Raw genomic sequence first — 15,356 nt, 5'->3', positions numbered from 1 at the left:
GCCCTCCCTTCTAACATCTTTAAATACCTGCACCTTGTTTTGCTAGTGCATCAGCCATTTCATTATATGTATCGCCCGTATGAGCAGCCACCTTGTGAAAGTAAACTCGCACACGATTTTTTATAGAATCATAAAATGCTGAGTACTCTTGGGTTAGCTCATTATTACGTTTCCATCCCTTAGTAGCCCACATTTCTATGCCCATATAATCATAGTAAAGTGAACATTCAGAAATCCCATTATCAACGGCGTATTTCATAACATGCATAGCAGCCAACAACTCGCCAGCTACATTCCAAAACGATGTATATCGTTTATCAGTAGAGGAAAAAGAAAAAGTTTTCCTCTTGCCATTCAAAAAGATAACCCCACCTGCCCCAACAGTATTGGTCTCTTTATTATAACTACCATCGATATACGCAACCATATAGTTTGGAGTAGTAAAATCTGGTTTCACAACATTTGCTGATACTTTACTTTGAATACTAGAACTAGAAACTATAGGCCTAGAATTTTTAGATTTAAACTTCACTTCTTGTGGCGATTTAAGTTCACTCTTTTTAGCGCTCATAAAATCACTTAAAGACAAACCTGAATCCTCTACAAAAGCACGTGCTTCGGCTTCTGTCGAAAATGATTTGTAGATAGCACCACCATAGCCCTTTACTTGTTTTTCACAGTCAGACCATGTAGTGTAAACTCCTGGTACACGACCCTGACGAACAGCATAAAACTTTTTTGCCATACGCCCCCCTTAATGGTCCATTGTCAGTTCAACAAATTCAGCATTTACAACAGATGCCAAATCCTTTGGATTTACCTTCATTTGCATACCGCGTAAACCTGCGCTTACATATACAAACTTTTGGGGTTCCATAGTAGCATCAAAATAGGTAGGAAATGCTTTTTTCATGCCTACTGGAGAACATCCACCGCGCAAATAACCTGTAATACCTAACAAATCCTTAACATGAACAAGCTCTACAGACTTATTATGACTAACACGTGCTGCCTGTTTCATATCTAACTCTTCAGCCACAGGAATACAGAATACTACATATCCAGTTTTGTCACCTTTGCCAACTAATGTTTTAAAGACTTGTTTCTCATCGAGTTTTAATGCTTCTACTACATGAAGGCCAGCAGCACGCTCTTCAGACCACTCATATTCGCTAATACTATAAAGTATCTTATGAGTATCTAAAATACGTAATGCGTTTGTTTTTTTATGTTTCTCTTTACTCATCATAACCTCCATATACTAGCATAGCAAATAAATTTAATCATTACATAATATATTTCTATAGACAAATATAATTTTTCATTACTATTTATTTACGATTTTATTAATATTTTTTAATTCAATACGCAAGGTACCATCATCATTAGTTTTTATCTCAATAAACTCACGATTTTTCATATATTCTACAGGAAATGAAATCTCAATACCTGTATCTGTTTTAATCTTATGATGCTCTCCAACCTTCGTGGCAAACTCACGATTGACTGGCAAAGGACGCAGCATATCCGCATCAGCTAATTCTTTTTTTGCCGCCTCTTGTTGAATAGGATTCGCTTTAAATACCTCTTCTACAATACGAACAGGATCAACGGTATCTGATACTTCTGCATTTTTAGCAATCATAGATTTAGCGGTTGTCAACTCAACAACGCCATCAGACTCATGAGCTTGAGCCACCTTATCTACGATAGTCTTTACCTTTCTCACCGTATCTCGCGAGGATTGATTAGTCCCTAATTGCAAAACCTTATCTGCTAGGATATAGGATACCTCACCATCAAATTCCCCTTTAGGTTCAAAAATTCGAACGCTAAAATCATGCAAATTAATGGATGCAAAGGCACGTAACTTCTGTGACGGCATCGGCAACACAGCCTTATGAGAAACGAGTTCTGTAGCCAATGTACCATCATCTTCACTGAATAATTGATGGGTAAAAGCATCATGAGCTTGACACAAAAGAATACAAACATAAGGCGTATCCGTAACGGCTTCACAGATAATTGTATCAATAACAACAGAATCAGTAGCTTGTTTCATGTATGAAAATAAGCTTTCACCTAAATTCTTACATAAATCAATAAACTTAAGCTCTCCATTTTTATAATCTAATAATTGTTTGCCCACAGGGCTCGCATCATGTAAGGTTCCGGTTCTAGCCCCTGGATCTTTAAAAGCCTTAACTACATGATTTGCTATATAATCTTGTATAGCTTGATCCCCAACCTTTAATTCATGTTCAGAATATACAGCTAACGAGGATGTAAAGTCGAAAATCTCTAGCGCCGCCTTATTAATCTGCATGATGCCTCCTTGTAGTACAAAAAATGTTTACCCTTTATTATACCACTCTTTTAGCTTTCGTTTATCTACTTTTGAGCATTCCGTAAGGGGTAGCATAGGAACTTCTATTATAGCTTTTGGCCACTCCACAGAAGGCCTTTTATTATGAATAAAGTCTATAACTTCATTCAATCTAGCCTCACCATCTAGCACCATATAAACTACGTAGTCTTCCCCTCGTATCTCATCAGTAATATCAATTATAGCAACCTCGGAAACCCCTTGTAAGGATTGTAAATACAATTCCATCTCTGGAATAGAAATTTTATATCCCCCTTTATTGATTACGTCGCCTGCTCTCCCATTAAACATTAGATAACCATCGCTATCAATGTATCCACAATCATTTACAGTATACGTATTAGGAATCCCTTCAATACGATAATTTGTTGTCACATAAATGACATTATCATTCTCTGCGATTTTCACGGTTGGAAATGGTCTCCCTACCGTACCTTCTCGCGCTAACCATTCTTTACCAGTGCAATACGTTATATAGTTAAGCTCTGATGCACCATAATACAAGATAAACTCCATATCAGGGCATATATGTTGTAACTGTTCCATTAATTGTCGATCCAGAACTTGAGATCCCGCAATGATGTATTTAATGGATGATAATTTACTTTTACAATGTCGAACCAATAATCGTAGTTTCGTTGGTAATGCATATATATGGTCTACATTGTATTCCTCTATAAGCTGCATCCATCTACTAGGACGCAAGGAACTCGTTGTAACAACAGTCCCTCCAGCCCATAAAGAGGCAATGACCATATTGCTAACACCTGTGAAACTAAAGCTTCCCTGTAAAAAGATTTTAGTATCTTTATTTATATGAAAAATATCATTTTGAATATCAAAAAAATCGCGCCAAGACATTTCTCGTCTCCACAAAGGTTTTGGTTGTCCCGTAGTCCCCGATGTAAGTACCCCAAAATCAGCTAATGGCGGTACACCTTCATAGGCTATAACACGAGCTAGCTCATCTACATAAGCCGTATCCATCTCATTGTGACATACCATAGGAATATTACCTTTATGTAATGCCCCAAGCCACTGTGTAAGTTGTTCAACAAACGACAGTTCCTGAATTAAAAGAATCTTAGTATTTAATGTCTTTTTAGACTGAGTAAGATTTACAATGCGACTTGTATTATTAATACCGACCGATAGAATAGCATCATATAGTTCACCATATGTATATTGTATGTCATCTACGATTAAAGCCATTTTATGGGGCTCTAAATCTTTATGCTGTTGTAAGCGTTCAATAATTGTCATATTACATGCGTTCCATAATTAAAGCCGTACCTGTGCCCCCTGCACCAGCAATAGCACATAAACCATAGCGACCACCACAAGATTCTAAAGCAGCCATACAGTGAAGCACTAATATGGCACCAGAACATCCATAGGGATGTCCATAAGCTAAGGCACCTCCAAGCATGTTATATTTTTTAATGTGATTAGGGTACGCCTTGTTAAAAAGAACATCAATGATGGCAAAAGCTTCATTCCATTCCACCACATCAATATCATCCATAGTTAAACCTGTACGTTTTAAAATGCCTTCTGTACTTTCAAGAGCGCCCTCCGGACTAAACTGAGGATTTCCTGCCCAAGGTTTAACGCTATAAATTTTAAAAGGACCTTTTTTATTAGATAAATATACAAAGGCCGCTCCATCATGAGTTAAACACGCATTGCCTGCATTTGTAATAGAGTCAGCTCCCAACAAAGGTTTCATCCTAGACAAGAGTTTCTCGTTCATCGTAGGTCGAATACATTCATCTATACATCTTTTACCATCTATAGTAATAGGTATAATATATGACTGTAAATATGGGTTATCTAAAGCAGCTGATGCTCTTTGATGACTGCCAATAATATGTGGATATAAATCTTCCTTTGTTACATTGTGTTTATGGATAGTCCGCTCAGCCCCTTCGAGCATGGCTAAAGGCGATTGATCTTGGGGCGTAAATTGAGCTACCTTATAGGTTCCTTTTCGATCATCCCCTGATGCATACACTCGCTCTGGCTGTAACGACGAACTTTCAATACCGCCTGCAATAGCGGAATCCATAATACCAGACAAAATATGTGCATAGGCGATCTCAATACTCATCAAAGCTGAGGCACATTGCATATCAACGGTAATAGCAGGCACAGAATTTGGTAAATTACACATAAGACCCATGAGACGGCCAAGGTTACCACCGGTACCAACTGCATTACCACAGAAGATTCCATCTATATGTGAAATAGTATAACGATTAATTATTTCATCAATTACTTGAGAGCCTAAAATCTCGGGTCTCATATGTTTATATTGTCCATTTAAAACGCCGATAGGACTTCTAAGCCCACCATGAATATATACTGACATATATACTCCTTCTATTAAAAGTAAAAAAGAGGCATCCCGCAGAATGCCACTTTAATTGTATTCTAAATTTTAACTTTAGTTGCTAACCAAGAAGCAACCAGACATTTTACGATATCTCCAGGAATAAATGGGAACATGACTACAGGCAAGGCCGCCCAAAGTTCTGTTTTTGTAACAATCATAAAACCTGCTACACCAAAAAGGTACACTACAGGAATGGTAATCACAAGAGATCGCCAGGCATAAGAGAAAAAGCTTTTTTTAGAACCTTTAAATATACTTAGTAATGTATATGCAACTGGCCAAGAAAAAATAAAGCCACCTGTTGGTCCCAACAATTTGCCAAGACCAGCCGTTCCTCCAACGAATACTGGCAAACCTACTGCACCAAGCAAAATATAAATAATAAATACGATAAGTGTATCTTTAGGCTGTAACAATAAGCCGGTCAATGTAGCTACCAAAGTCAAAGCCGTTACCATAGCGGGGCTAAATGGTAAGGGAAAAGAAATATATGCTGAAATACATAATAAGGCTGTTAATAAAGCCATTTTTGTTAAACGTCTTGTTTCCATAATTACCTCTAACTAATACATCTTTGTTTCAAAGATGATGAATCTTCATTTTCACCAAAAAATGTAGCCGAAAATGCCAATGTATCACCAATGTAACCTTCTACATGAGCATCTTCAGGATATTCCACCAAAGTTACCTTGTCATCTGCAATAACAGGTGCATGAAAATAAATCGTCATTTGCAGAGCAGATTTACTAATATTCCAAAAATCCCACATCGTTTCTAAAATCATGCAGCCAGGAACAACATAAGGATTCTCACGATGGATTGGATTCGTATCATTAATATCATTTACAAATCGTATGACCTCTTCCTTAGAGAACGATATAGCACCACTACTTTCCTCTTGATGTATTGTAGCGCGAATGCTGAATTGTTTCGGCACCGGTCGTAAATCAACCATCAAGAAGCCAGACGTATCCATAATACCAATTGTGGTGGTTTTTGCTACTTTCGATACAATTTCACATACGGTTCTATCACTACCTGAGGAATCATAATGCATATGTTTAATAACGCTGTGTCCTGGTAGATTCAAATCATTATTACATAATGCTTTAAATAATGTTTTCATATAATCACAGTCCTTTTATTTATTCAATATCTTGATTATAATCAACATTATTTCATTCGTCAACAAAAGGCATTATCCATATGTTAACAAATAACAAATGAATTTGAAACTATAACCAAAAAGAGCCTATGACATATATCATAGGCCCCTCACGTGGAAGTCTCATAAATTATCTATTTTAGATCCAATTCCTTTAGGTAAGCTTTAAAGCTTTCACCCAATTCTTCGTTGCGCAATGCATACTCAACAGTGGCTTTTAAATAGCCCAATTTATCCCCTGTATCGTAGCGAATACCTTCATATGCTAATGCATACGTATCCGTTTTAGAGGCTGCCAATGCATCAGTTAATTGGACTTCATTACCTACACCAGGCTTAGTAGCTTCTAAGATATTGAAAATATCTGGTGTTAAAATATAACGACCTAATACAGCGAGTCGAGATGGAGCATCCTCTTTCTTAGGTTTTTCCACCAAGTTATCAACGCGATATAAATTATCAGCCAATGCTTCACCAGATACAATACCATAAGAACTAACTTTATCTTCCGGTACAAATTGAGCGCCTAAAATAATACCAGGATGCTCATTATAGCAATCAATCAACTGTTTTAAGCATGGATTTTCTGGATTGTAAACAATATCATCACCAAGTAACACTGCAAATGGCTCATCACCAATAAATGCTTTTGCACACAATACAGCATCACCAAGTCCACGAGGTGCTTTTTGACGAATAAAGTGAACTTTAATGTCCGCCAAATCCTTGATCATAGCCAATGGTTTATTTTTACCTTGACTTTGTAATAACAATTCTAATTCAACACTACTATCAAAATGGTCCTCAATAGCACGTTTATTACGACCTGTAATAATTAGAATTTCTTCAATCCCAGAATCTAAAGCTTCTTTTACAATGTATTGGATAGCAGGTGTATCGACAATAGGAAGCATTTCTTTTGGTTGTGCCTTGGTAGCTGGTAAGAAACGTGTACCAAAACCAGCTGCTGGAATTACAGCTTTTCTAATGCGTTGCATAGTATTCTCCTAACTAAAAGTCTTTACCTACAAATTTAATTTTCCATTGATCATTTTTATTTTTATGTCCATCTTTATATGTTAAGTACATATCGAAGGAGTGTAAATCACGATGCCATGTATAATAGACAGAATCAATATCCCCACTCATCATGTTATTCTTAACACTTACAGAAATATCATCTAGGCGAGTCAATTTATACGTACCGCCATAAATAAGCTCTTTTGGAAGTTCTGTCGTGTCAAAACGATAAGGGGAATTATTGTAGGTTATATTTCGTTGATTATAGCTAACCCATACATTAGCACGATTACCAACTTTAGATTGGAATCTAGCACCCCAATAAGGCATGCTACGGATACTACCATCATAACCATAGTAGTCACGTTGGTAACCACCTAAGAAGCGTAAATCAGCATTTTTACCAAGCTTAATCGGATCATGAGAAACCTCTGCATAATATTCTTTATGAGAACCTTTTACAGAGCCCTCTTTCCAATAACCAGCATTAACCCCACCACGTACAGTAATTGGAGAATTTCCTACATGATATGTATGAGTATCCAAACGAGCTTCACCTATTTTTTCTACCCATACTGTTTCATCATTATATTCATTAGATTCCTTGCTATAACCAACAGAAGCAGTCCCCCAAGGTAAATAATGACGATATCCCACCTGTGGTTTAAAACCAGATTTAGAATACCAACGATAGTCAATATAAGCTTCACCATTTTTACCGATAGGATATTCTGTACTACCATGTAAGCCAATACCATCATCGTTACTATACGTAGGTTTTGGTATTAAGGAAAAAATACTAAATTTGCCTTCTTTGTCATGACGCAATGAAGTCGTATAAGATGGCAAGGATAATACTTTAAAGTTTTTAATATAAAAGGATGGTTTTTTAATAACGACTTTATCACCAGGATATACCTGAATATCTTGACCCTCCACACGATAATCTGGAGTATGAACAAAAGCCATTGCATGTTTTGTAGTGACCATGCCCTTTTCCATATGGCCTATTTGTCCATCAAAAGTGGCGTTATTGCCCTTTACATAATAGGGATCGCTCCATCCCATGGCTTGGTCTGCCTCAAAGTGACGATCGCTAGTGCGATACGTCATATTTTGACCTGTAATATCTTTTGTTTTACCGCCATCTTCCAAATAGCGATAGCCCCCAACAGTACGATATTCTGTGGTTTTAGTATTACCTTCAATACGGGGGGCCATCAAAGTTTGATTGCCTTGAGACACCACAACATCGCCTTGAGCATATACATCACCTGTAGAGCCAGTATAAGACATTTTATTAGCATCGATACGTGTAGGCAACTGTTCAGCAGGAGCAGCAGATTTCGCTTTTTCACCACGACGTACAACACGGATATTACTATATTCAGGTGTAGATGCTTTAGAAATTTCTCCTGCATAGGATTGACCTACGCTATCCAATGTATCTTGATATACAATAGTTGACTCAGTAGCGGCCCATACAGGTTGTGCTAAACAAACAACACATGCCGCTGCCAGCCATTGTACTTTACGTTTCCTCATGGTTACTAGAACTCCTATTACTTTAAGAATTTGTTAATTATTGATTACGCTTTACAACAACGATAGGTTGAGAAACATTTTCTACAGGTTCTTCTGGCTCCTCAACTGCTGTAGTATCTTCAGCTACAGCTGCATTTTCATCAGTATCATTATTTTCTACATATTCTTCAGATTCACCTGTTGTATTAGGTACAGTTACAGCATCAGCTAATTCATCATCACTATGAGCTAAACCATCGCCACCAATAACAAGACCTTGAATTGTTACGGAATCTTGAGGTTGTACATATACAGTAGCACCAGCTGGGTACTCAATATTTTTACCTTTGATGAAAGCGCCCCCTACAAGCCCAACAGGACCGAGTAGAACTGCGCCCGCTACAGATGCACCTGCTGCTTTAACTTCACTACGGGTTTTATCCTTAGCCTCTTTACCTTGTACAGCAGTAAATTCTGTACCATCAATAGCTGGGATTGTATCAAATGTAATATCTAACGCACCATTACGACCAAAGGAACGAGCCTTTTTCAAAGAAGTAATTGTTCCGGAACCTACAGTGCCCGCAGGTACTAATAAGACATTGCCATCCATTACATTTTCTGCAACAGTAAAGGATATAGTGTCACCTTCATGACTAGTTTTAGAAGAAACCGCTTCATTTAGAGTCACTTTGAACACTTGATTACCAGACAATGTACCTACTTGGTTAGTAAGAGCCACATTGCTACCATATACCTTTGTCTTCAAAGAAATAATACGTTTTTGTAAGGACCCGCTACCAATGCGACCATTAACGCTACGTTCCATCTTTTCTACACGGTCTACAAGAGATCCTGCGTTAATGCTATTTTGATATGTATATTCCAATGCATCCATTTCTTCGCGCAAAGAAATATTAGTACCACTGCCTTCTACAGAATTGTAGAGGGAGTCAACACGTTTACTCAATGTTGCGGAATTACCATTGAAACCAGTACCATACACGGTTTCATCAAGTTGATTAATGCGGTCCACAACAGCACCATCTTGTACGGCTCCATATACAGTAGTTTCTAAAACATTTGTTTTTTCAGTTACTGTACCAGGAGCGGCAAATGCAGTGCCTGAAATTAGGGATGCCATTAAAAGTGTAAGTACTTGTTTCTTCATAAATTCCTCCACAATGTATCTAATGTATAACTGTTATACAACAGAATAAGCACGGGCCTAAGACCGTGCTTATTCCCTGAGTCTATCAATTTATATGCTCAGTGGCCATTAAATTTTCAAATCAATAATCGCAGATACACCTACGCCTTGAACACGAGATGCACCAACTGGGTTTGTGCTATTAACAGGAACTAATCCTTTTACACGAACCATACCATTAAAGCTACCTTCTACTTGAGCAACAGCTTTAACTTCTTCAATGCTAGAAGCAGGCCCAGTAACTTGAGCCGCACCGATATAACCTTTTGTACCAATACTGATAATAGGAACTACTTTAGTTGTATATTCAGTACTCAAGTTATTTTGTTTCAATAATTTATTTAGGAAAGAGTCAATTTGTGGACCAAATTTGTTAACAACAATGCCGATACCACCAATTTTAGCTGCACCACCAAGAATGCTGCTAAGTCCACCAGCTTGAGTTGTCAAGATACCACCAAATGCAGTTGTAGTTAAACAAATCCCTAGAACAGCTGTAATAATCTTCTTTTTCATAATAAGCCTCCTATAGATACTTATATTTTAACAAATTCTATACATAGATTCTAGTGAAAGTATAAGAACTTACACATAAAGATACTAACATAATATAGATTTTCGATGAATTCTTAATGAATTTTACGCAACTTAATTTAATGCTACCATCAATGATAAATCGTGTCAACATCTAATACAAGCTACATCTAGAAAGCTCAAAAATTGAAATAAAAAGATTAACAAAATGATATAGTTTAATTACTTTTATTAATTATAAATTTAACAAATTCGTGGAACCTGATCTTCGCCTAATAAATCAATCAGACGAACACCTCCAATAGCCGTTTGTAGACCAACCTTACCAATATTTTTATCTATAGTCTTACCAATTAAAACAGCTTCACTGCCCTCTTTAAAGCTATGAAGAATCTTAAGGACTTCGTCTGTAATAGATGGCTCTACAATAAGAACCACTTTCCCTTCATTCGCTAAATATAAAGGGTCATACCCTAATATATTACATACTGACTGTACCTCTTCATGAATTGGTATAGCCGTTTCTTCAACCTTAATGCCTACTTGACTCTGATCAGCGATCTCTTTTAAAACGGTACCTAGGCCACCACGAGTGGGATCTCTCAACAAAGCAACTTGAGTTCCTACTTTATCTAATACTGCTTGAACCATCTTATTTAGTGGTGCACAGTCAGTTGTTAAGGAGTCAGATAAATCTAAACCAAACCGTTGCCCCATAACGGCAATGGAGTGATCTCCAATAGCACCTGACAAAATGATATCTAGCCCTGCTTTTACGCGATGTGGACCAATATCTATTCCATCTGGAATCATGCCAATACCAGCAGTATTAATGTAGATTTTATCTACTTCGCCCTTTTTAACGACCTTTGTATCACCTGTAACAATTTGAACATTTGCGGCTTTTGCCATTTCTGACATAGTGCGAAGAATTTCATCTAGCTCTTCAAAGGCCAAACCTTCTTCTAAAATAAGACCACAACTTAAATATTGAGGTATCGCACCATTCATGGCTAAATCATTCACAGTTCCACAAACAGCCAACTTGCCAATATTACCACCAGGAAAGAACGCAGGTTGCACCACATAAGAATCTGTAGAGAAGGCCATGCGCCCGGCTGTAACAGGAAACTGGGCACCATCGTGTAGGGGCGCCAATAAATCATTTGTAAAATATTTCAAAATAAAACGGTCCGTCAACTCATGACTAAATCGTCCACCATTACCATGGACTAAGCGAACTCGTTCCATATTAATCCTCCCACGTCGATCCACCACTAGAATAACCATATTTATACCATGCAGCACAGCTACCCTCTACAGATACCATACAGGCACCTACTGGATGATCTGCGGTACAGCTTTTACCAAATAACGGACATTCACTAGGTTTAATAAGGCCTTGTAAAACACGTCCACATTGACAGCCTTTAGGATCAAGGGATGGTTTATCTAAGTTAATAGGTAGGACAAGCTCTACATCGTAAGCTGCATATTCACCCTTTAATGCTAAACCAGAGTTAGAAATAACACCAATACCACGCCATACATCATCGCATACTTCATACACTTCCTCGATCATAGCTTGGGCTACAGGGTTTCCCTTCTGCATAACTACAGAATGATACGTATTGCCCACCACAATATTACCAGACTTACGTTGCTCTAAAATATTAGCTATGGCAGATAATATTTCTAAGCCATCAAAGCCAGCGATACAAGATGGAATACCGTATTCTTTGGGCAAAAATTGGTATGGTTCTTCACCAATAATAACACTCACATGGCCAGGTAGAATAAATCCATCAATATGACCTTCTTGTTTATCTAATAGTGCACGCAATGCTGGAGGCACTAATTTATGAGATACTAAAAAGAATACATTCTTAAGTCCTGCTGCGTGAACGGCTTTCACAGTAGCACATATAATCGCAATAGTCGTTTCAAAGCCAATAGCTAAGAATACTATTTTCTTTTCTGGATATTTTTTGCTAAGTTCTATTACTTCTAAAGGCGTATAAATAACATGGATATGAGCTCCTTTTGTTTGAGCTTCATTGAGACTACTATAGCTACCTGGAACCTTTAACATATCCCCAAAGGTAGCAATAATAACATCCTCACATTCTGCATAGGCTAAAGCCTTATCCATATAGGTTTGATCAGTTACACATACTGGACATCCTGGTCCACTAACAAGTTCTATGCCACTTGGCAATAATTGACGAAGACCTTCTCGGAAAATCGATACTGTATGCGTACCACAAACCTCCATAAGCCGCACAGTTTCACCGGGCTTATGAAGCGCATTGATGCGCCTTAACAAAGCATCAGCTGTGTGCTGCTTTTCCTGCAAAGTAAGCTTCTTCAAGTTCTTCTAACTCCTTAAAGGCCTCTAATGTTTTTTGAGCCTCTTCTTCATCAACAATTTGTACAGCAAAACCTGCATGAACTAACAACCAGTCCCCGACCTTTGCATCTGGTACGAGGAGCAAGCTGCAGTCACGGGTAGCACCTGTCAATTCAACGGTACCAATAGCATCATTCACAGCAATCAATTGCGCTGGTACAGCTAAGCACATATTATCTCCTTATCTATATCATTTATAACAAGTTTTATATACATTTACTTCAATAAAACAGCTCCGAAATATATGAATAAAATTAATATTATTGTATCACAGTTACACTCATTATTTAGTGATAGTGTGCACAAACAACTAGAACTTAAACTAGCTATGGCACTCACATAGATTAAACAATATTCAGGACATTACTAAATAAATTTATCTAAGAATAAGAGCTATATGACAATTTATAATTGATTTCCTAACCACAGTTGTCCTAAAGCAAGTCCACCATCATTAGAGGGAACCGCTTCATTCATATATAAATTACCTATATGCCACGTCTTATATATAAATTCTAATAGTTTACGATTTTGAAATACACCACCAGACATGGCTGCATCACTAATATTATATCGCTCCATCAAGTCTGCAGCCGTTTCGCATAGTGCGATTGCCATTGTTTTATGAAATGAAGCGGCTAAATGAGCTCGACATTCACCACGAACAACGCCATCCATAATAGATTGAATTGTAGGTGTAAAATCAAGAATATGTCCGTCATAATTGTAAGCAAGTAGTGATCCTTTTTCATCACCACATAGAGTTTCTAAGGAAATGGCAATTTGTGCATCATAACTATGCACCATACCAAGACCTAATAAAGCACCTACAGTATCAAATAATCGCCCACAGCTTGTAGCTTGAATCATGGGCATCGTAGATTGTAATGCTTTATCTAAAATTTCCCATCCCTTTGGAAGTTCTTTCATCCATTCTTGATATACAAAAGGGATATCATCGCCATAATAATTACGAATATACCATAAGGCTTGTCGCCAAGGTTCAGAAACAGCCTTTTCTCCACCAGGCAATGGAGCCGCATGAATATGTGCCAATCTCTGATATTGATTGCCTTTACAAAGGAGGAATTCTCCCCCCCATATAGTCCCATCTGGTCCATAGCCAGTACCATCCATAGCAATTCCTAGTACCAGCCCCCTTAAATTGTGTTCTGCCATAACAGAGGCTATATGAGCATGATGATGCTGAACAGGTACAACAGAAAGATGGAGACTTTCACCTATTCTTTCACCTAACCGAGAAGAGAAAAACTGGGGATGACTATCTATAATAATCTTTTCTGGTTGTATAGAAAATAAATTTTTATATCGTTCAATGGTCCATTCTAAGGTTTTATGAGTAGATGCATTCTCTAAATCTCCAATATGGGGTCCTACAAGAACTTCACTACCTTTATTCACAGCAAACGCATTTTTCAAATCACTGCCCATAGCTAATATCGAAGTTTGTTCTAAACCGTCACAATGAATTGGCTCAGGTACATAGCCACGACTGCGACGAATAAATCGAGGTTTATTATTGATGACCACCACCACAGAATCATCAAGAGGAGCATAGATTTCACGATTATGAACGAGGAAATAGTCTGCTACCTCACCTAGTTCATTAAACGCTTGGTCGTCGTTATATAATACGGAATCACCACTTCTGTTACCACTGGTCATAACCCAAGCTGCATCAGAGGGCAATAACACCTCATGCATCGGTGAATAAGGCAACATCACACCCAACATATGATTGTCAGGTGCAACGTGAGGACTTAACCGAACAGAACTATTATGATTTCTTTCTAATAACACAATAGGACGTTCCATCCCCGTTAATACATCTAGTTCTACATCGTTAATATGTGCTAACTCAATCGCCATATCTAGAGATCCCACCATTATTGCTAATGGTTTATGCGGTCTATTCTTCCGCTTACGTAATCGTTGTACAGCAGCATCATTTCTAGCATCGCAAACAAGATGATACCCTCCTACACCTTTTATAGCGATAATACTACCTTCATTGATCAATTCCCGCGTAGTATTCCATACATTTACCATATCTACAGCCGTGCGATTTGGCTTGTATAAAGTATAACGAGGCCCACAATAAGAGCATGCATTTGGTTCAGCTCTATAACGACGCCCCTCTATATCTTCATATTCAGCCTTACAATCTTCACACATGGGGAACTCATTCATCGTCGTCCGTTCTCGATCATAGGGCAAAGATTTAATTATCGTATACCTTGGTCCGCAATTTGTACAATTGATGAAAGGATATTCCTTTCTACGTTTATCTTGTTGTAACTCTTTAAGGCAATCATTACAAGGCGCAGTATCAGCACTAATAAAGGTACTCACGGATTCACCTAAAGGGGATGCCTGCACAACAAAATCACTTTCATGCATATTAAGTGTAAGATGCTGTACAGTTTGACTAGTAATACGACATAAACGAGGTTGCTCCTCTTGAACAGCATCTAAAAATAACTGCAATTCACCTAGAAAACCTTGAACTTCAACATACACGCCTTGACTATCATTATATACAAAACCTGTTAATCCTAGAGAATGGGCCAACATAGAAACAAGGGGTCGGAATCCGACCCCTTGAACTATACCGGTATAGCGAATTCCCCAGCGTTCTGTAGTTTGATTACTATTTTGTTTCATATAAACTCCTACTATACTCGGAGAATC

The 15,356-nt window shown here is 37.7% G+C and carries 15 protein-coding genes; all 15 read right to left on the bottom strand.

Annotation, left to right across the window (positions count from 1 at the left end; translation table 11 throughout):
* Positions 1-19: 19 nt before the first annotated feature.
* Positions 20-745, bottom strand: a complete 726-nt coding sequence (locus KH286_RS00280) for a viroplasmin family protein (RefSeq protein WP_008713648.1) — start codon at positions 743-745, stop codon at positions 20-22.
* A 9-nt stretch (positions 746-754) separates the two neighbouring features.
* Positions 755-1,246: a Cys-tRNA(Pro) deacylase gene (gene ybaK, locus KH286_RS00275; protein WP_058948419.1), complete on the bottom strand. Its 492-nt coding sequence runs from the start codon at positions 1,244-1,246 to the stop codon at positions 755-757.
* Positions 1,247-1,327: 81 nt separating this feature from the next.
* Entirely contained in the window at positions 1,328-2,326 is a 999-nt protein-coding gene (locus KH286_RS00270) for a nucleoid-associated protein (protein ID WP_024061215.1), read from the bottom strand.
* Positions 2,327-2,353: 27 nt separating this feature from the next.
* A complete protein-coding gene (locus tag KH286_RS00265) occupies positions 2,354-3,649 on the bottom strand; it encodes an AMP-binding protein (protein WP_278617502.1) in 1,296 nt (431 codons plus the stop codon).
* A gap of 1 nt (position 3,650) precedes the next feature.
* Positions 3,651-4,757: an acetyl-CoA C-acyltransferase gene (locus KH286_RS00260; RefSeq protein WP_120054617.1), complete on the bottom strand. Its 1,107-nt coding sequence runs from the start codon at positions 4,755-4,757 to the stop codon at positions 3,651-3,653.
* A gap of 62 nt (positions 4,758-4,819) precedes the next feature.
* Positions 4,820-5,332 (bottom strand): biotin transporter BioY, encoded by a 513-nt coding sequence (locus tag KH286_RS00255; protein ID WP_278617501.1) that lies wholly within the window; start codon positions 5,330-5,332, stop codon positions 4,820-4,822.
* 8 nt (positions 5,333-5,340) lie between these two features.
* Positions 5,341-5,907: a hypothetical protein gene (locus KH286_RS00250; RefSeq protein ID WP_278617500.1), complete on the bottom strand. Its 567-nt coding sequence runs from the start codon at positions 5,905-5,907 to the stop codon at positions 5,341-5,343.
* 173 nt (positions 5,908-6,080) lie between these two features.
* A complete protein-coding gene (gene galU / locus KH286_RS00245; protein WP_004693334.1) occupies positions 6,081-6,944 on the bottom strand; it encodes a UTP--glucose-1-phosphate uridylyltransferase GalU in 864 nt (287 codons plus the stop codon).
* A 13-nt stretch (positions 6,945-6,957) separates the two neighbouring features.
* Positions 6,958-8,511 (bottom strand): organic solvent tolerance protein OstA, encoded by a 1,554-nt coding sequence (locus KH286_RS00240; RefSeq protein ID WP_004697340.1) that lies wholly within the window; start codon positions 8,509-8,511, stop codon positions 6,958-6,960.
* A gap of 37 nt (positions 8,512-8,548) precedes the next feature.
* A complete protein-coding gene (locus tag KH286_RS00235; RefSeq protein WP_038125303.1) occupies positions 8,549-9,661 on the bottom strand; it encodes a hypothetical protein in 1,113 nt (370 codons plus the stop codon).
* A gap of 108 nt (positions 9,662-9,769) precedes the next feature.
* A complete protein-coding gene (locus KH286_RS00230; protein ID WP_004697051.1) occupies positions 9,770-10,216 on the bottom strand; it encodes a hypothetical protein in 447 nt (148 codons plus the stop codon).
* Between the two features lie 261 nt (positions 10,217-10,477).
* Positions 10,478-11,485: a hydrogenase expression/formation protein HypE gene (hypE, locus tag KH286_RS00225; protein ID WP_278617499.1), complete on the bottom strand. Its 1,008-nt coding sequence runs from the start codon at positions 11,483-11,485 to the stop codon at positions 10,478-10,480.
* A gap of 1 nt (position 11,486) precedes the next feature.
* On the bottom strand, positions 11,487-12,605 hold the full coding sequence (hypD, locus tag KH286_RS00220) for a hydrogenase formation protein HypD (protein ID WP_278617498.1): 1,119 nt from the start codon (positions 12,603-12,605) through the stop codon (positions 11,487-11,489).
* On the bottom strand, positions 12,565-12,816 hold the full coding sequence (locus tag KH286_RS00215; protein ID WP_004693324.1) for a HypC/HybG/HupF family hydrogenase formation chaperone: 252 nt from the start codon (positions 12,814-12,816) through the stop codon (positions 12,565-12,567). Before KH286_RS00215 ends, hypD begins: the two co-directional genes overlap by 41 nt.
* 233 nt (positions 12,817-13,049) lie before the next feature.
* The gene (hypF, locus tag KH286_RS00210) at positions 13,050-15,329 is read right to left on the bottom strand and encodes a carbamoyltransferase HypF (protein WP_278617497.1); all 2,280 of its coding nucleotides are present in this window, start codon (positions 15,327-15,329) and stop codon (positions 13,050-13,052) included.
* Between the last annotated feature and the right edge of the window lie 27 nt (positions 15,330-15,356).

Source organism: Veillonella parvula, from assembly GCF_018378075.1.
In the GTDB taxonomy this organism is placed as follows: domain Bacteria; phylum Bacillota; class Negativicutes; order Veillonellales; family Veillonellaceae; genus Veillonella; species Veillonella parvula_K.
The sequence above is the reverse complement of the archived record's forward strand: the minus strand, read 5'-3'. Positions and strand labels throughout refer to the sequence as shown.